Annotated in this window: 16 protein-coding genes; 6 read left to right on the top strand and 10 right to left on the bottom strand. The window is 70.5% G+C overall.

Annotation, left to right across the window (positions count from 1 at the left end):
* The 10 genes from MEICH_RS29325 to MEICH_RS0110335 form a co-directional block, all read right to left on the bottom strand.
* Positions 1 to 672, bottom strand: a 672-nt coding sequence (locus MEICH_RS29325; protein ID WP_169730654.1) for an eCIS core domain-containing protein, incomplete at its 3' end; no start/stop codon positions are given.
* Between the two features lie 1,902 nt (positions 673 to 2,574).
* Positions 2,575 to 3,030, bottom strand: a complete 456-nt coding sequence (locus tag MEICH_RS0110375) for a phage tail protein (protein ID WP_218916397.1) — start codon at positions 3,028 to 3,030, stop codon at positions 2,575 to 2,577.
* 24 nt (positions 3,031 to 3,054) lie between these two features.
* Positions 3,055 to 3,216: a hypothetical protein gene (locus tag MEICH_RS28605; protein WP_157202710.1), complete on the bottom strand. Its 162-nt coding sequence runs from the start codon at positions 3,214 to 3,216 to the stop codon at positions 3,055 to 3,057.
* Positions 3,217 to 3,225: 9 nt separating this feature from the next.
* Positions 3,226 to 3,627 carry a hypothetical protein gene (locus MEICH_RS0110365; RefSeq protein ID WP_027892560.1) on the bottom strand — a complete coding sequence of 134 codons (402 nt, stop codon included), beginning with the start codon at positions 3,625 to 3,627 and terminating at the stop codon, positions 3,226 to 3,228.
* Positions 3,628 to 3,682: 55 nt separating this feature from the next.
* Positions 3,683 to 4,129 (bottom strand): phage tail protein, encoded by a 447-nt coding sequence (locus MEICH_RS0110360; protein ID WP_027892559.1) that lies wholly within the window; start codon positions 4,127 to 4,129, stop codon positions 3,683 to 3,685.
* Between the two features lie 76 nt (positions 4,130 to 4,205).
* The gene (locus tag MEICH_RS0110355) at positions 4,206 to 5,774 is read right to left on the bottom strand and encodes a phage tail sheath family protein (RefSeq protein WP_027892558.1); all 1,569 of its coding nucleotides are present in this window, start codon (positions 5,772 to 5,774) and stop codon (positions 4,206 to 4,208) included.
* A 22-nt stretch (positions 5,775 to 5,796) separates the two neighbouring features.
* Positions 5,797 to 6,618 carry a Pvc16 family protein gene (locus MEICH_RS0110350; protein ID WP_084542262.1) on the bottom strand — a complete coding sequence of 274 codons (822 nt, stop codon included), beginning with the start codon at positions 6,616 to 6,618 and terminating at the stop codon, positions 5,797 to 5,799.
* 141 nt (positions 6,619 to 6,759) lie between these two features.
* A complete protein-coding gene (locus MEICH_RS0110345; protein WP_027892556.1) occupies positions 6,760 to 8,748 on the bottom strand; it encodes a putative baseplate assembly protein in 1,989 nt (662 codons plus the stop codon).
* 21 nt (positions 8,749 to 8,769) lie between these two features.
* The gene (locus MEICH_RS0110340; RefSeq protein WP_027892555.1) at positions 8,770 to 9,186 is read right to left on the bottom strand and encodes a GPW/gp25 family protein; all 417 of its coding nucleotides are present in this window, start codon (positions 9,184 to 9,186) and stop codon (positions 8,770 to 8,772) included.
* Between the two features lie 243 nt (positions 9,187 to 9,429).
* Complete coding sequence (locus MEICH_RS0110335; RefSeq protein WP_157202709.1) at positions 9,430 to 9,867, bottom strand: hypothetical protein; 438 nt, start codon at positions 9,865 to 9,867, stop codon at positions 9,430 to 9,432.
* A gap of 348 nt (positions 9,868 to 10,215) precedes the next feature.
* Between MEICH_RS0110335 and leuC the strand changes: the two genes are divergently transcribed.
* The 6 genes from leuC (at position 10,216) to ilvD (ending at position 16,686) form a co-directional block, all read left to right on the top strand.
* Positions 10,216 to 11,640: a 3-isopropylmalate dehydratase large subunit gene (gene leuC / locus MEICH_RS0110330; RefSeq protein ID WP_027892553.1), complete on the top strand. Its 1,425-nt coding sequence runs from the start codon at positions 10,216 to 10,218 to the stop codon at positions 11,638 to 11,640.
* A 78-nt stretch (positions 11,641 to 11,718) separates the two neighbouring features.
* The gene (leuD, locus tag MEICH_RS0110325; RefSeq protein ID WP_027892552.1) at positions 11,719 to 12,324 is read left to right on the top strand and encodes a 3-isopropylmalate dehydratase small subunit; all 606 of its coding nucleotides are present in this window, start codon (positions 11,719 to 11,721) and stop codon (positions 12,322 to 12,324) included.
* A 63-nt stretch (positions 12,325 to 12,387) separates the two neighbouring features.
* Positions 12,388 to 13,440, top strand: a complete 1,053-nt coding sequence (gene leuB / locus MEICH_RS0110320; protein WP_027892551.1) for a 3-isopropylmalate dehydrogenase — start codon at positions 12,388 to 12,390, stop codon at positions 13,438 to 13,440.
* Between the two features lie 28 nt (positions 13,441 to 13,468).
* On the top strand, positions 13,469 to 14,215 hold the full coding sequence (locus tag MEICH_RS0110315; protein WP_027892550.1) for an SDR family NAD(P)-dependent oxidoreductase: 747 nt from the start codon (positions 13,469 to 13,471) through the stop codon (positions 14,213 to 14,215).
* Positions 14,216 to 14,950 carry an SDR family NAD(P)-dependent oxidoreductase gene (locus tag MEICH_RS0110310; protein ID WP_027892549.1) on the top strand — a complete coding sequence of 245 codons (735 nt, stop codon included), beginning with the start codon at positions 14,216 to 14,218 and terminating at the stop codon, positions 14,948 to 14,950.
* 80 nt (positions 14,951 to 15,030) lie between these two features.
* Positions 15,031 to 16,686 carry a dihydroxy-acid dehydratase gene (ilvD, locus tag MEICH_RS0110305; protein ID WP_027892548.1) on the top strand — a complete coding sequence of 552 codons (1,656 nt, stop codon included), beginning with the start codon at positions 15,031 to 15,033 and terminating at the stop codon, positions 16,684 to 16,686.
* Positions 16,687 to 16,970 lie beyond the last annotated feature (284 nt).

Raw genomic sequence — 16,970 nt, 5'->3', positions numbered from 1 at the left:
GCTCGAGGCGGCGCGAGCGAACGCCGGCGCCACGGGAACGGCAGGGGGTTCCGGCGCGGGAAGCGGCGCCGGGTCATGCTGAAAGGCGTAGGCCAACCGCCGGACCTCCCGCTCGACGCCCTGCGCGACCCCCTCCTCGCTGTCGGGGCTGGCCTGGGGCCGGACGGCCCGCAGTACCGGGGGGACGAAGCGGGGCTCTTGCTGCCGCGCAGCGTGGGTCAGCTCGTGCGCCAGCAGGCCCACGCTGCGCGGCTCGTCGCTGTGGTGGCCCGCCGACAAGAACACCGCCCTGCCGACGTTGACCCCGTCGGCGCGGTAAGCCGAGGCGATCCGGTCGGCCGTGGGGTCACGGTAAACCGGGAACTCGGCCGGGTCGAAGCCCAGGAGGGGCTCGAGAAAGCGGCGGGTGGAGTCGGCCAGAGGGGTCGGCTGGGGTAACGGATCGGGCGGGGGAGCGGGCGTGTCGGGGAGCCGCCAGGCTCGAGCCTGGGGCGGCGCGGATGCGGCCGGGGAACCGTCGAGCCCTGGAAGCGCCAGGAACCGGGCCACCTCTCCGGCGGGAAGGCCGGGTTGGGGGGCCTCGAGCCCGGCGTTTTCCAGCCCTTCCGCCCCCTCAAACGAACGGCCAGTCTCGGCTCGAGCCCCCGCCGAAGGGATCAGGCCGGGTTGCACCCTCTCCCCGGGCTTGGGCCAGGTCTTAGCGAGCCGCTGGAACGTCTCGAGCAGAGGGTTGGAGGGCTGCGCCTGCGGCGGGCGCTGCGCCGTTTCCCCGCGTGCCGGGGCCCCCCCGGGCTCAGGGGCGGGAACCCGCGGCGGGGACGGTACGGGAGGGTTCGTGCGGCCCGGGTTCAGCCGCTGGAAGTCGCCGGGCTGGGGCCAGGTTCGCGCCAGGCGCTCGAAGAGTTGAGCGACGGCCGTGGGCGGGACAGCCTGGGCCTCGCGGGCTTCGGCCGGCTCGCTTTTAGGCGGCGTCTCCCCAGCTTTGGCCTCCTCCGGTGGCACGGGCGCCTTCTCGGGCTCCGGCGGCCGGGGCCTCGAGCGGCGGGGGCGGAAGAACTCGACCTCCGGCGCCGCGGGGAGCAAGCGGGACACGTCCGGCAGGGGCTCGGGGGCGGGCACTTGGGGCGGGGACGCAGGCTGGGCCGGCGGTGAAACCTCGGGCAGCGGGGCGACCGCCGGTCCCGGCGAAGGTTCCGCCCCGGCCGCGAGGTCGGCGGCCTTCCCCGACGCCTCGATCCTCTCGGACCGTTGTGCCTCGAGCTCGGGCAACGGCGCCTCCGGGACGCTTCCCCCGAGCTGGCTCGCGGACGCGGCACTTTCGGGCACGGGGCCGGATTCCGGCACGGGGTTGGGGGTTTCGGCCTGGGCCCGTTGGACGGGCCGCGGAGCGATCCCGTCGAGCTCGCCCGACCCCTGGGGCGGGGGCGGCTCGAGGCCCTCCAACCGCTCCCGAAGCCCTGGAGCAGGCACCGGCCCGGCGCTATCCGGAGCCAAGGCCAAGCCCTCCGCCTGCTCCGCGACCTCGCCCGGAGGCTGAGGTGGCAATGGCCTCACGGGCGGCTCGAGCTCTGCCGGCAACCTCGCGGCCAGCTCGAGCACCGAAGGCACCTCCGCCGTGCTCAAAACCTCAGGCTGTGCACCCCCCAAAGCGTTTTCTTCCGGGGGCAGCATCGAAGCGACCGAACGGCCCGCAGGCTCCAACGCCTCACTGCCTGGCGCCGCCTCCGCCTCAGGGGTCAGGCCCCGGGGTTCTGGACCGGCGCCGCTCTGCTCGCCCGGCTCTGCCCCCTGGTCCAACGCCTGAACTTCGTGAACATCGGTCAGGACCGAGAATTCCTGAGGCTCACCCGGTGGGACCCAGGCCTCGGCCGGGGGCGACGCGGGCGGCCGGGGGATGTCCCGGGCCGCCCGCACACCCTCGCTCGGGGAGCGGAGGACATCGGCAGTTTCCGGCCCCTCCCGGTAGGGCCGGACCGCCAGTTCCGGGGCTTTACCTGGGTGCGGTAGAGCCGCCGTTTCGGGCGCTTCCTGGAGCCCTGGCACCGCCGGGGGGCGTTCGGTGAGCACTGGCGGGGCCGGGGTCGAGGGGTCGGCCTCGAGCTTCTGCCCCCCTTCCGGCTCACCCTGCGGGGCCGCATCGGATTCACCGGCCTGCGCCTGTAGGGTTTCCTCACCGGCAACACCCGCCTCGGCAGGGGACGAGACAGGCTGTGCAGCCTCCGTCAAAGGCTGGGTGGCCTCGAGCGGCACGGGCTCGTCGAAGCGGATGTCGATCTCGAGGCCGGGCTCGAGGAGCTCACGGGCTTCGGGCGGACGTACCGGAGCACGAGGAACGCTTTCCTGCCGGGGCGGAGCCGGGGCGGGGCGAGCGGGTTGGGAGTAGGGCCCCGACGGCTGGGGCGGCCGGGTAATGGGACCGGGGCGCAGAAAAGGAACGTGCCTCCCCGGCGGGGCTGCCGGAGGAGCGGGAGCGTTCCAGGCCTGGCGGGCCAGTGAAACGCGGTAGACCGCCAGCGAGCGGGCGAAGTTCCGCTGGAGGCGCAGGCGGTCGAGGAGCCGGTGCGGCGACACGGCTCACCTCTCCAGGAAGGAGGTCAGGCCGCTGTGGGCGAGCTCGAGGGTGTCGATCGCCAGGGCGTTTCCGCTGGCCGAGAGCTGCGGCCCGATCCACTTCACGGGGTAGGCGTCCTTGAAGTCCCAGCGGAAGAGCTTGGAGCCGTCCACCCCGAAAACCTGCACGGTGACGTTGTGGCGCTCGATCCGGCCGCTGACCACCTTGAGGTACCAGCGCAGCAGGCGGTCGTCCTGAGCCATGCCCCGCTTGAGGGTCAGGTTGCCCACCTTGGTGCGGCCGGGCAGGCGGTGGACGTACTCGTTGAGCCCGCCCTCGGCGTACTCCTTGATCTCGGTCTCGATCTGCAGGCCGCCCAGCTCGGTAAACATCGCCTTGCCCACGCCGCCGATGTCGACGTAAAACCTCGAGGTCCCCGTGACGGGCCCGGGTCCTCCCAAAAACGGTATCCTCAGCACTTCGCAGCACTCCTCCTCGGTCGCTCAGCGCCCGCGCTCCCGCCCCTCCCGCGCGCGTTCGAGGCGCAGGTCCTCCCGCAGCAGGCGGTAGACCCGCTCAGCCAGGGCCTCGAGGTCGATGGCCGGGGACGCGTCGGGGCGGGTTTCGGGCGGCGGGTTGGGCCCCGCGTCGGGCGGTCGGGTCACGTCTGCCTCCTAACGGCCCTCCGGCGGGGCGTCCTCGAGCTGCCCCAGGTCCAGGGTGAAGCGCGCCCGGCAGGCGGGGCACTCGGTCTCGACCAGGCTGAGGCGCTCGGGGAACATCGGCCTGGGGCCGCTTCCGTTGACCTGTAAGTAAAACTCCTGCAAAAACATGTAGTCGGTGGCAAACAGCCGCTCCACCACGCTCTCGGGCACCGGGCGGATGTTCCCGAGGCTCAGCAGCACCCGGCTCAGCAGCGCGATGCCCAGGTAGGCCTCGTTGGCCCGCACCCGCGGGTCGGCGAGGGGCTCGACCTCGTCGAGCGCGGTGGCCCGGCGCATCACCCCCCGGCGGTGCAGGTGGCCCTGCTCGTCGAGGTAGCCGTGGGGGAGGGTGAACTCGAAAAGGGTTTGCATACAGGGGGGCAGGCCCCACGGCATAGAGCTTCCGGCCGTGGGGCCTGGGCCGGGCTCACTTCACCCGGATGTACTTGTCGTAGACCAGCGTCAGCTCCTCGATGGCGACCTCGTTGGAGTTGGCGTTGGGGGCGGGGCCGGTGATCTTGGAGGGCCAGGCGCCCTCGAAGTTCCAGCGGGCCACCTCCTCCCCGGCCTGGTTGTACATCACGATCGAGCCGTTCTCCTTGGCCGACTCGTACTTGCCCTCCTCGATCTCCTTGCGCCAGTTCCACAGGCTCAGCGAGCTGGGGTCGGTGGTGATGCCCTGCTTGAGGGTCACCGGGTTCCACTTGAGGTTGCCGGGGATCTGGAACCAGATCACCTCGCCCTTGGCGTTGGTCGCGCGCTGCTGGGTGACCTCGTTCTCGCTGCCCAGACCGGACATCTCGCGGAAGACGCCCTTGAGCTTGTCGCCGAACTCCACGCTGAAAAAGGCTACGTTTACCGGAATGCTCGCCATCTGTTCTCCTCCTTGCGCTCGAGTTTCCTCCCGCGGGGGCCGGGCGGTGAGCCCATGGCGGCCCCCGCGACAGTCCTTATCCCTGCTGCCCGCTGGTCATCTGGGAGAAGCGGAAGATCACGAATTCCGCGGGCTTGACCGGCGCGATGCCGATCTCGACGATCAACTGCCCCTGGTCGCGCACCTCGGGGGTGTTGAGCTCGGCGTCGCACTTGACGTAGAAGGCCTCGTTGGGGGTGGAGCCGAACAGCGCCCCCTCCCGCCAGACGGTGGTGAGGAAGGCGGTGATGTCGCGCTTGACCCGCTCCCACAGGTTGACGTCGTTGGGCTCGAAGACCACCCACTGGGTGCCGCGCTCCACCGACTTCATCACGTAGTTGAAGAGGCGGCGGACGTTGACGTAGCGCCAGGCGGGGTCGGAGGACAGGGTGCGCGCCCCCCACACCCGCACGCCGCGCCCGGTGAAGGAGCGGATGGCGTTGATGCCCACGGGGTTGAGGGTGTCCTGCTCACCCTTGGTGATCTCGAGGGCCGGCCCCAGCGCCCCGCGGATGATCTCGTTGGCCGGGGCCTTGTGCACCCCGCGCTCGCGGTCGTTGCGGGCCCAGATCCCGGCGACGTGGCCCGACGGGGGCACCGCCGTGGGCTCACCGCCCGGCATCGCCACCTTGATCCAGGGGTAGTAGAGCACGGCGAATTTGGAGTCGAAGTTGGCCTCCTTCTCGCGCCAGCGCTTGACCTCCTGGGGGGTCATGTCGGGGAGGGGGTCGAGGATGGCGAGGCGGTCCTGCATGCGCTCGCAGTGGGCGATGAGGGCCAGTTGCACCGCCTTGACGCCCTCGCGGTCGATCATGCCCATGCGGTAGGCCGACATCAGGTCGGGGATGGCGACCATGGTCACGTCCTCGGCGATCTCGAGCCCCTCGAGGCCCGAGCGGTCGTCGACGTTGCCCACGAAGCTGTCGGCCTTGACGGCCAGGGCCTCCGTGGGCTGGCCGGCCTTGATCACGTAGCTGCCCACCTCGGGGGCCCGCTCGGCCAGCGCCCCGGCGGTCTTCTCCTCGACGAGCTCGATGAGGGTGCTGGTCTTGAGGGCCTCGGCCAGCGCGGTGGCCTTGGCGCCCTTGGCGGGGCGGCCCACCACCACGTTCTCGAAGCTCTCCTCGAGGGCGTCCATCTTGACCCGCAGGTTGAAGGCCCCCTCCCCGGCGTCCTCGGCCGAGGGCGGGGTGACCTCGACGACGATGTCGCTGCTGGGCCTGCCCTTGGCCCCTAAGGTCAGGCTGGGCACGGCCTTGGAGACCCGGCTGGGCAACTGGGCCAGGGCGGGCTGGGCGACGGCCCCGTTCCGGGTGGTGTTGGGCACCACGCGCGTCACGTAGCAGCGGTTGCCCCCGTTGTTGAAGTAGCCGTACACGGCGTGCGAGAGGTAGGCCCCGGGCATGTGCGGGTTGCGCACGCCGTCCTCGAGTGCGCCGAAGGTCTCGACGTACTGCTGCCAGCTCGTGATGAGCTGGGGCTTGTTGGCGGGGCCGGCGGGGGCGAAGCCCACGAAGGCCGCCATCGCCGTGCCCACCCCCTCGATGGGCCGGGGGCCGGTGTTGACTTCCTCGACGTAGACGCCTGGCGAAAGATACTCTGGCATTTCCCTTTATCCTCCTGTGGTCCTAAAGCACGATTTCATAGCGGTCCGACGGGACCTGGAGCACGAAGCGCCGCGGGCCCTCGCCCGCGCGGGCCACCCGCAAGCGCAGCTCCCCCGGGGGAACCCCGGCGAGCACGAAGCGGCCTTCGCGGTCGGTCACCTCGCCGTCGAGGGCGCTGTCCTCGCGCCACACCATCACTCCCTCCAGCGGCGCGCCCTGCCGGTCGAGCACCCGCCCGCCGATGCGGTAGGGGGCCTCCGACCAGGCGGGCGGGCCGCCGGAGAGCGGGGCGTAGCGGGTGGTCCGGGTGAGCACGACGGGGGCCTCGAGGGCGGTCTCGAGGTCGACCGGGACCGTGAGGGCGTACAGCAGGGCGGGCCGCGGGGCCGACCCCAGCCCCGTCCACAGCTCGCGCAGGCGGGGGTGGTCTTCGGGCTGCCCCACCCGCGCCAGGAGGGGAAGGCCCGCGCAGCGCGCCCGGACGGGCACGTAGTCCTCGGGAAGCTGGTGGTGGCGCAGCAGGGTGACCATCACCCGCCAGAGGATCTCGTGCTGGTCGCGGGTCTCCTCGGAGATGGCCGTGACCTGGTAGTGCAGCTCGAAGCGGCGGGGCGGCAGGCGGCGCACGCTGTGGCTGCCCTCCCCCCGCACGACCTCGAGGTTGCTCTGCCGCAGGGCGGTGTTCTCCTGGAGGTCGAAGAGGAAGAAGTTGACGGTCGGGCGGTTGAGGCCGCCGAGCCACTCGCGGCTGGGGGTCTCGAACTCCACGTCGACGTAGCGCGGGTCGATCTGCCCCCGCTCGAAAATCAGCCTCCGTAACCCTTCGTGAATATCCATCAACATGGACGAATTACAGTTTATTCATAGCGAGCTTTTTTGCAAGTTAATCTAGCTGTAATTCTTTGTAGACCTTGCGGTATAGCCACGATAGCGCTTCATTAGAACAAGCACGAAGAAGCGCCCCCGTCCTCGGGGGCGGCCCCCTCATAACACCCGCACCCGGTGGCGGCTCGAGCAGATCAGCGCGCCGCGGGCGAGGCTGAGGCGGTGGGGCGCGGGCTGGGGCGGGGCGCTCGAGCCCGGCTCGCTGAGGCCGATGTGGAGCTCCTCCACGAACTCCACCCCCGAGTGGCGCTGCAACAGGGCGTAGAGCTCGGAGACGTGGAGGTCGCGGCCGAAGGGCCAGCCCTGCCCCCTGGGCCCGCCGGTGAAGGGGTTGAGGTAGCGGTAGAGCTCGGCCTCGGCCCAGGCCTGCACCTCGGCGGCGAGCGCGGGGTCGGTGGGCCGCAGGCGGGCGTCCACCGTGACCCACACCAGTTGCGGCGCGCGCACCTCGAGGCGGCTCCCCAGCACCTGCCGGTCGGCGAGGTGGTTGAGCACCGCGGCCCGCAGTTCGGCCGAGAGGGCGAGATCTTCGGGCTGGGGCATCGCCTCGCGGCGCCGCACCTGCGGCAGGACGAGCAGCACCACCTCCCCGGGCCTGGGGTCGCCCGGGGCGCCCGGCTGAGCCCCGGGGGCCAGGCAGCAGGCCCGGGCCACGCCGGGCACCTGCGCGGCAAGGTACTCGTAGTCGTCGGCCGTGACCGCCCGGTGGCGCGTGCGCAGGAACTGGGGCAGGCGCACCTTGGCGTCCTCGAGGCTCTGCGCGTCGGCCCCGCCAACCGCCTCCTGGCGGTTGGTGACCCGCGCCACGTAGGGCACCGAGGACTTGAGCACGCTCAAAGCGCCCTTGGGCACGTTGCCGCCCACGCCGCCGCCGTACTGGTAGCGGCTGAAGCGCAGCACGCTGCCCTTGGGCGGGATCTGGCCGAAGCGGTAGACCGAGCCGTCGGGCTGCAGGAGGGCGGGGCCCAGCGTCAGGGTGCCCTCGAGGGGGTCGAGGGTGTAGTGCCGGTCCTCGGGGCCGGAGTCGGCGAAGTCCTCGACCTCCTGCCACGCCTCGAGCGGCCCGCCGGGGGGCTCGACGGTGAGGGTGTCGCGCTGGGGGTCGCGCGGCAAGACGGGGGCGAAGCGCAGCTTGAAGCCCTGGCCCGGCGTGCCCTCGCTCTGGCCCAGGTATTCGTCGAGCACGGTGGTGGCGTGGCGGGCCCCCACCGTGCCCCCGCGGGCCTCCAGCCGCAGTTTCTGGATCTCCGGCGAGACCTTGTAGCCGCCGGGCCCGGCCTGGGCCTCGCTCAGGCGCACCCGCAGCCAGTAGGCCGAAAGCCCCTGGAAGGCCCCGGGCTGCATGGGCGGCAGGTGCAGGATGACCTCGCCGGAGTAGTTGAAGCCCCCGGTGCCGTCGTGCTCGAGCTCGCAGGGCACCCAGCGGCTCACCGGGCCCTGCCAGACCTGCCACTCCAGGGGCGGGCGGCGCGGGTCCACCCCGGCCCCCCCGGCCTCCTCGCACTCCAGCACCAGCGCCAGCACGTGGTTGGAGTGGTCGTGCTCGAGGGCGACGTAGAAGGCGTCGCCCGGCTGGGGTTCGGGCGAGAAGAGCGGCAGGCGCTCGCCGGGGAGCTCGAGGCGGCGCAGGTCGTGGGCGATCCAGGCGTTCTCCTGGGGGCCCTGCGCGAAGTACTGGAACGCGCCCAGCACCTTCGGCGGGCGGACGAGCAGGTCGACCTCGGTGGTGAAGACGATGGCCGGGCTGGTCTCGGTGCGCACCGTGGCGACCTCGGTGCCCTCGGGGATGAGCAGGTCCTGCTCCGGCGGGGCCGAGAGGTAGAAGGTGACCGGGGCCCGGGCCGCCCTGGGGGGCTGGAGCTTGACCCCCACGAGCTCCATGAACCGGGTGAAGAGCTTGTCGGGCACCTGGTTCATGCGGTAGAGGACCATGTCGGTCATCCAGGCGAAGAGCTCGATGAGGGCTACGCCGGGGTCGGAGACGTTGTGGTCGGTCCACTCGGGGCAGTAGTGGGGGATCAGGCGCTTGGCCTGGTCGACGATTTCCTGGAAGCGGCGGTCGTCGAGGTTGGGGGTAGGTAGCGGCATGGTTCTCCTATCTGGACCCACTCAAGAAGTGCTTTCCGGCAGCTCGCCCGGGATGCGGTAGAAGGGGAAGACCAGCGAGCGCTTGTCGTGGGTGGCCTTGACGGCGTAGTGGATGTGGATGAGCATGCGCTCCTCGCGCTCGGGGTCGGGCTGGACCCGCACCTCGAGCACCTCGATGCGCGGCTCCCACACCTTCAGCGCCTCCTCCACGTAGAAGCTGGCCAGCCCCATGGTGCTCGCGTCCATGGGCGCGAACATCAGGTCGTGGATCTGGCAGCCGAACTCCGGCCGCATGACCCGCTGGCCCTTGGGCGTCAGGAGGATCATGCGGATGGCCTGCTCGATGTCGGTCTCGTGGCGGGCGAGGGCGATCCGGCCGCGCTTGTCCACGCCGACCGGGAAGGCCCAACCCACTCCAAGGAAGTCACTATCGCTCATGCGCTCCTCGTTCCAAGATTCTATACCTCGAGTGAGTCCATAAACGGTAGGCTTGGCAAGCAAATTGTCGTTCAGAAGCGGCTTTATAGCCTCTTCACTCCTCGCAATGGTTCCCAATGCCAAACGTAAACCCCGGCCTTCCGGCCGGGGTGGGGGCTCGAGCAGCTCTCGGCAGGGCCCTCGGGGGCCGCCCTGGTCCGTCGTGCCCGACGTGGCTATGGGCTACCGGCTACCGGCACCTGCTCAGTAGTCTTCGAGGATCAGGATGGCCGCGTAGCCGTCGGAGTCGGGCATGGACGCGGCAGTGAGGGTGATCTCGACCACGCCGCCCTCGGAGGTGAACTCGTGCTCGACCTGGGTGGTGTCGGGGTCGCTCTCGCTGAAGATGGCCTTGCCGTTCTCGTAGGCCATCTCCACGTCCACGTCCTCCATCACCTCCTCGTCGGTGACGACGATGACCTTGTAGTCGGTGTCCTTGACGGTCTCGAAGGAGTAGGTGAAGCTGTCGTCCTCCTCGGAGAAGAGGAAGGCCACCGTCTGGACCAGCGTGAGGCCGGAGTCGTCGTTCTCGAGGGCCTCCCGGGCGATGTCGAAAATGTTCGCGGCCGTGTGGGTCGCGACCACCCAACCGCCCAGCGCCACCACCAATGCCATTCCCAGTAACCGCAACGTACGCATCATCGTTTGCCTCCAGTTGTACCGGCAAACCCAGAAAAGGTGGCGTCAACGGCGCCCTACGCCCTCGTTCCCGAGTTGCCCACGCATGATACTCCACAATTCTCATCCGCGCGGGTCGGGGCGGGCCTCGAGGCTCCTACCCCTCGCCCTGTCGTCCTGCAGGCCACTCCCCCGCCGGCCCTTGACGCTTTGGTATACCAAAAGCTATACTCGACCCAATGCGCCAGCGGATTCAGCGCCTAGTTCTAAGCCCACCGACCCCGTGGGCTTAGGCGCGTGCGAGCGCTGTGGCTTCCGGGGAACCCCCGGAAGCCTTTCGTGCTGCGCTATTGGCGCGGGAGGTCAGCGGAAATGGGAAAAAGCCTGTACGAGAAGGTCTGGGAAAGCCACGCCGTGCGGACACTGCCCAACGGCCAGACGCAGCTTTTCATCGACACCCACCTGATCCACGAGGTCACCTCGCCCCAAGCCTTCGGCATGCTCAAGGACCTCGGGCTCAGGGTGCGCTTCCCCGAGCGCACCTTCGCCACCGTGGACCACATCGTGCCCACCCACAGCCTGCTCGAGCCCTTCGCCGACCCCCAGGCCGACGAGATGATCCGGAAGCTGCGGGAGAACGTGCGGGAGCACGGCATCACCTTCTTCGACGTCGGCAGCGGCCAGCAGGGCATCGTGCACGTGATCGGGCCGGAGCAGGGCATCACCCAGCCGGGCATGACCATCGCCTGCGGCGACTCCCACACCTCGACCCACGGGGCCTTCGGGGCCATCGCCTTCGGCATCGGCACCACCCAGGTGCGCGACGTGCTGGCGACGCAGACCCTGGCGATGGGCAAGCTCAAGGTGCGGCGCATCAACGTCGAGGGGAGGCTGCGGCCCGGCGTCTACGCCAAGGACGTGATCCTGCACATCATCAAGGTGCTGGGCGTCAACGGGGGCCTGGGCTACGCCTACGAGTACGGCGGCAGCGTCTTCGACAACTTCAGCATGGAAGAGCGCATGACCGTGTGCAACATGAGCATCGAGGGCGGGGCGCGCTGCGGCTACGTCAACCCCGACCAGACCACCTTCGACTACCTCGAGGGCCGCCCCTACGCCCCCAAGGGGGCCGAGTGGGAGCGGGCGGTGGAGCGCTGGAAGGCCCTGGCCTCTGACAAGGACGCCCGCTACGACGACGTGGTGAACATCCGCGCCGAGGACATCGCCCCCACCGTGACCTGGGGCATCAACCCGGGGCAGGGCTGCGCCATCACCGACCGGGTGCCCGACCCCGCCCTCTACCCCGAGTCCGAGCGGGCGGGGCTCGAGGAGGCCCTGGCCCACATGAAGCTCCGGCCCGGCCAGCCCATCAAGGGCGTGAAGGTCGACGTGGCCTTCTTGGGAAGCTGCACCAACGGCCGCATCTCCGACTTCCGCGAGGTGGCGAAGTACCTCAAGGGCCGCAAGGTGGCCCCCGGCGTGCGGGCCATCGCGGTGCCGGGCTCGCAGGTGGTGGCCCGGCAGTGCGAAGAGGAGGGCATCGCCGAGGTCTTCCGCGAGGCGGGCTTCGAGTGGCGCGGCGCGGGCTGCTCGATGTGCCTGGCGATGAACCCCGACAAGCTGGTGGGCGAGGAGCTGTGCGCCTCGAGCTCCAACCGCAACTTCAAGGGGCGGCAGGGCTCGGCCACCGGCCGCACGGTGCTGATGAGCCCGGTGATGGTGGCGGCGGCGGCCGTGACCGGCGCGATCAGCGACGCGCGCGAGGTGTTCGGCGTGGGGGAGCTGGTGGGGGCATGAGCGCGAACCCCCACGGCGTCCCGAGCTACCGGCCACCGGCTACGAGCTACCCGCGTGCAACGCAAGGAGCACACTGAAATGGCCCTCGAGAAGATCCAGCAAGTCATCGGACGTGCCGTGCACGTCCCCGGCAACGACATCGACACCGACCGCATCACCCCCGCCCGCTACCTGAAGGTCGTCACCTTCGACGGGCTGGGCGAGGCGCTGTTCTACGACGAGCGCTACGGCCCCGACGGCTCGCAGAAGCCCCACCCGCTCAACGACCCCCGCTTCAAGGGCGCCTCGATCATGCTGGTGGGGGCCAACTTCGGCTGCGGCAGCTCCCGCGAGCACTCCCCCCAGGCCATCTACCGCGCCGGTTTCCGCGCCCTCATCGGGGAGAGCTTCGCGGAGATCTTCTTCGGCAACTCCACCGCGCTGTCCATGCCCTGCGTGAGCGCGAGCAAGGCCGACATCGAGGCGCTGGCGGCGGCGGTGGCGGAGAACCCGGCCCTCGAGGTCACCGTGGACGTGGAGCGGCTGGAGGTGCGCTACGCCGACAAGGCCTTCGGGGTGAGCCTGCCCGAGAGCGCCCAAAAGGCCCTGGTCTCGGGCCGCTGGGACCCCATCGCCGACTTGCTCGAGGCGGGGGAGTTGCTCGAGCAGGCGTCGGCCCGGCTGCCCAAAGCGGTGAAAAGCTGACGCGTCCTGCGTACGCCGCAGGACGCAGGCGTAAGACGTACGACGCTCGACAGAAAGGAAACCATGCCCAAAATCGCCCTTCTTCCCGGTGACGGCATCGGCCCCGAAGTGACCGCTGCCGCCGTAGACGTGCTCAAGGCCGCCGACGAGGCCTACGGGCTCGGGCTCGAGTTCGAGGCCTTCCCCTTCGGCGGCAACGCCATCGACTCCCACGGCAAGCCCTACCCCGAGGAGACCGCGCGGGGCTGCCTCGAGGCCGACGCCATCCTGCTGGGCGCCATCGGCGGGCCCAAGTGGGACAACGTGCCCCGCGACGTCCGCGCCGAGACCGGCCTGCTGGCGATCCGCAAGGCCCACGACCTCTTCGCCAACCTGCGCCCGGCCAAGGTGCTGCCCGGCCTCGAGCACCTCTCCCCCCTCAAGCCCGAGATCGCCCGCGGGGTGGACGTGCTGGTGATCCGCGAGCTCACCGGGGGCATCTACTTCGGCACCCCGCGCGGGATGAACGCACAGGAGGGCTGGAACACCGAGCGCTACTCGAGGCCCGAGGTCGAGCGCATCGCCCGGGTGGCCTTCGAGGCGGCCCGCAAGCGGCGCGGCCAGGTGTGCAGCGTGGACAAGGCCAACGTGCTCGAGGTGGGCGAGTTCTGGCGGCGGGTGGTGGGGGAGGTGCACCGGGACTACCCCGACGTGGGGCTCGAGCACCAGTACGTGGACGCGATGGCCATGCACCTCGTCACCAAGCCGGGGCGCTTCGACGTGGTGGTGACGGGCAACATCTTCGGCGACATCCTCTCCGACTTAGCCTCGGTGCTGCCGGGCTCGCTGGGCCTGCTGCCCTCGGCCAGCCTGGGGGCCAAGACCCCCCTCTTCGAGCCGGTGCACGGCTCGGCCCCCGACATCGCGGGCAAGGGCATCGCCAACCCCACCGCCGCCATCCTCTCGGCGGCCATGCTGCTCACCCACGCCCTCGACCGTCCCGACATCGCCCGCGAGATCGAGGAGGCGGTGAGCCGCGCCCTCGCCACCAACCCCACCCCCGACCTCGGCGGCAAGGCCAGCACGCAGGAATTCGCGCGGCAAGTAGTCGCGTCCCTGCACCGGGCCGCGGTTTGAGGGTAGGCTGGGCGTAAGAGGTGGTCGGATGAACCTGCGCGGCAAGAGCTTCATCATCACGGGGGCCAGCCGGGGCATCGGCGAAGCCCTCGCCATCGAGATGGCTAAGGCCGGGGCCCACCTGGTGCTGGGCGCGCGCAACCAGGTGGCGCTGGAATTCGTGCGCGACCGGGTGCGCGCGCTGGGCGTGCAGGTGGTCGCGGTGGCCGGAAGCGCGGCCAGCGACGCGGTGACGCGGCAGATGGTGCAGGCGGCGCTCGAGCTCGGCCCCTTCAAGGGATTCATCCACAACGCGGGCATCCTCAACGCGGGGCCGCTGGTGTACGAGCTCGTCGAGAGCCAGTACGACGAGATCCTCGAGTCCAACGTCAAGGGCGGCTACCAGCTCGCCCGCCACGCCTACCCCCACCTGCTGCGCCAGGAGGGCAGCGTGGCGGTGTTCCTGGGCTCGGGGGCCGCCGAGCACAACGTGCCCGGCATGGGCGTCTACGCCATCGCCAAGGCCGCCGAGGAGCACCTGGCCCGCCAACTCGCCGTAGAAGCCCCCGACGTCATCTGCTTCGTCTACCGACCGGGCATCGTGGAGACCGACTACACCCGGCAGCTCCTCGCGGCCGAAGGCGGCGGCGCCGACGTGGTGCGCCCGCTGTTCAAGGGCTACGTGGAGCAGGGCCACGTGATCAGCGCCGAGCAGTCGGCCCGGGCGCTGGTGCGCCTGCTGGGGGGCAGCCCCCGCCGCTTCCACGGCAAGATCGCCACCTGGGAGAGTGTGTAGTTGAGCCTGAAGGGCCAGACCTGGGTCGTGACCGGGGCCAGCCGGGGCATCGGGCGAGCGCTCGCCCTCGAGCTCGCCCGCGCCGGGGCTAACGTGGTGCTGGGCGCGCGCGGCGCGGAGGCGCTCGAGGCCGTGGCCCAGGAGTGCCGCGGGTTGGGCGTGCAGGCGCGGGCCGTCGCGGGCGACGCGGCGACCGACCAGACCGCGCAATTCCTGGTCAAGGCCGCCAAGGTGATCGGCAACTTCGCCGGCTTCATCCACAACGCCGGGGTGCTGCACCCCGGCCCCACCCTGTGGGAACTGAGCGAGGCGCAGTTCGACGAGGTGTTCGGGGCCAACGTCAAGGCCGCCTTCCAGCTCGCCCGCTACGCCTACCCCAACCTCGCCCGCCAGGGCGGCGGGGTCGCGGTGTTCGTGGGCTCCGGGGCGGCCAGCCGCAACGTCCCGGGCTGGGGCGCCTACGGCGCGGCCAAGGCCGCCGAGCACTACCTCGCCTTCCAGCTCGCCGCCGAGGAGCCCAAGGTCACCTGCTTCGTCTACAGCCCCGGCACCGTCGACACCGACATGCAGCGCCAGGGCCGCGAGGCCCCCGGCCCCATCGCGGCGATGTTCCAGGGCTTCGCGGAGCAGGGCCGCCTGCGCTCGCCCGAGGAGACCGCCCGGGCCCTGGTGCGGCTGCTCCAGAACGACCCCCACCGCTTCCACGGTAGGATTGCGACGTACAACGATGCCTGACGTCGAACGCCGAACGTCGAACGCAACGGACCATCAGCGTTAGGCGTTCAGCGTTAGGCGCCGGGCGCACCGGAGGTGCTATGCGTTCAGACCGGATCAAACAAGGCCCCCAACAGGCCCCGGCCCGCTCGATGCTGCGGGCGGTGGGCGTCAGCGACGAAGACTTCAAGATCCCCTGGGTGGGCATCGTCAACACCTGGACCGAGGGCATGCCCTGCAACTTCCACCTGCGCGAGCTGGCCGCCGACCTCAAGGAGGGGGCCAAGGAGGCGGGGATGCACTCCTTCGAGTTCGGCGCCCCGGCCATCTCCGACGGCATCAGCATGGGCACGCCGGGGATGCGGGCGAGCCTCATCAGCCGCGAGGTGATCGCCGACTCGGTGGAGCTGGTGGCGCAGGGCTACCTCTACGACGGCATGGTGGCGCTGGTCGCCTGCGACAAGACCAACCCGGGCGGGGCCATGGGCGTCATCCGCGCGGGGGTGCCGGGGCTGGTGCTCTACGGCGGCTCCATCGCCCCGGGCAAGCTGGGGGGCAAGAACCTCACGGTGGTCTCGGTGTTCGAGGCGGTGGGCCAGCACGCGGCGGGCAAGATCGGCGACGAGCAGCTCGCCGAGGTGGAGCGCGCCGCCATCCCCGGCCCCGGGGCCTGCGGCGGGCAGTACACCGCCAACACCATGAGCATGGTGCTCGAGGTCTTGGGCCTCTCCCCCGTCGGCTACAACTCCATCCCCGCCGTCGTGCCCGAGAAGAAGGCCGCCGGGCGCCGGGCCATGCGGGTGCTGGCCGAGGCCATCCGCAACGACTGGAAGCCCGCCGACTTCCTCACCCGCCAGTCCTTCCTCAACGCCATCGCGGCCGTGGCGGCCACCGGCGGCTCGACCAACGCCGTGCTGCACCTCATGGCCATCGCGCGGGAGGTGGGGGTCAAGCTCGAGCTCGAGGACTTCGACCGCGTCTCGCGCCAGACCCCCGTCATCGCCGACATGCGCCCCTGGGGCACCTACACCGCCTGGGAGCTGTGGGAGGCGGGCGGCATCCCCCTCATCATCCGCCGCCTGGTCGAGGGCGGCCTGATCGACGGCGACCAGAAGACCGTCACCGGCAAGACCCTGTGGGAAGAGGTCAAGGACGCCCCCGAGGCCCCCGGCCAGCAGGTGGTGGTGCCGCGCGAGCGCGCCTTCAAGCCCGAGGGCGGCCTGCGCGTGCTGCACGGCTCCTTAGCCCCCGAAGGCGCGGTGCTCAAGCTGGCGGGCACCGAGCGCAAGCAGTTCCGGGGCCCGGCCCGGGTCTTCGACGGCGAGGAGGGGGCGATGAAAGCCGTGCTGGCCAAGCAGATCCGGCCCGGCGACGTGGTGGTGATCCGCTACGAAGGCCCCAAGGGCGCCCCCGGCATGCCCGAGATGCTCTCCGTCACCAGCGCCCTGGTGGGCGAGGGCTTAGGCCCCGAGGTGGCCCTCATCACCGACGGCCGCTTCTCCGGCGGCACCAAGGGCCTGATGATCGGCCACGTCGCCCCCGAGGCCTACCTGGGCGGCCCCATCGCGCTCGTCGAGGAGGGGGACACCATCGCCATCGACTGCGACGCGGGGACGCTGGAGCTCGAGGTCGCCCCCGAGGTCCTGGAAGCCCGCAAGGCCAAGTGGCAAGCCCCCGAACCGCACTACAAGAGCGGCCTGTTCGCGCGGTACGCACGGCTGGTCAGCAGTGCGCGGTACGGGGCGGTGTTGGAGTGAGGCGATGGCCGAACGCCGATAGCCGAACGCCGATAGCCGATAGCCGATAGCCGATAGCTGATAGCCGAACGCGAAATGCGGGTCGTGCGTCCTACGTCGTACGTCGTACGCAAAAAGCAAGACGCAAGACGCAAAACGCAAGACGCGGGTCGTACGTCTTACGTCGTACGCCAAACGCAAGACGCCTTGTTCCCCCCTTAACAAGGGGGGTCAGGGGGGATAATACCGGATTCAAAAAGATAATCACCCAAACCAAAGACCTTCAGAGGCTATCTTTTTGNNTC

Source organism: Calidithermus chliarophilus DSM 9957, from assembly GCF_000430045.1.
In the GTDB taxonomy this organism is placed as follows: Bacteria; Deinococcota; Deinococci; order Deinococcales; family Thermaceae; genus Calidithermus; species Calidithermus chliarophilus.
Note: the sequence above shows the minus strand (reverse complement) of the source record. Positions and strands in the feature narration are given on the sequence as shown.

Coding starts and splice junctions, on each gene's coding strand:
- MEICH_RS0110365 (WP_027892560.1), bottom strand. CDS start 3,627: ATGCAAACCCTTTTCGAGTTCACCCTCCCCCACGGCTACCTCGACGAG.
- MEICH_RS0110360 (WP_027892559.1), bottom strand. CDS start 4,129: ATGGCGAGCATTCCGGTAAACGTAGCCTTTTTCAGCGTGGAGTTCGGC.
- MEICH_RS0110355 (WP_027892558.1), bottom strand. CDS start 5,774: ATGCCAGAGTATCTTTCGCCAGGCGTCTACGTCGAGGAAGTCAACACC.
- MEICH_RS0110350 (WP_084542262.1), bottom strand. CDS start 6,618: ATGTTGATGGATATTCACGAAGGGTTACGGAGGCTGATTTTCGAGCGG.
- MEICH_RS0110345 (WP_027892556.1), bottom strand. CDS start 8,748: ATGCCGCTACCTACCCCCAACCTCGACGACCGCCGCTTCCAGGAAATC.
- MEICH_RS0110340 (WP_027892555.1), bottom strand. CDS start 9,186: ATGAGCGATAGTGACTTCCTTGGAGTGGGTTGGGCCTTCCCGGTCGGC.
- MEICH_RS0110335 (WP_157202709.1), bottom strand. CDS start 9,867: ATGATGCGTACGTTGCGGTTACTGGGAATGGCATTGGTGGTGGCGCTG.
- leuC (WP_027892553.1), top strand. CDS start 10,216: ATGGGAAAAAGCCTGTACGAGAAGGTCTGGGAAAGCCACGCCGTGCGG.
- leuD (WP_027892552.1), top strand. CDS start 11,719: ATGGCCCTCGAGAAGATCCAGCAAGTCATCGGACGTGCCGTGCACGTC.
- leuB (WP_027892551.1), top strand. CDS start 12,388: ATGCCCAAAATCGCCCTTCTTCCCGGTGACGGCATCGGCCCCGAAGTG.
- MEICH_RS0110315 (WP_027892550.1), top strand. CDS start 13,469: ATGAACCTGCGCGGCAAGAGCTTCATCATCACGGGGGCCAGCCGGGGC.
- ilvD (WP_027892548.1), top strand. CDS start 15,031: ATGCGTTCAGACCGGATCAAACAAGGCCCCCAACAGGCCCCGGCCCGC.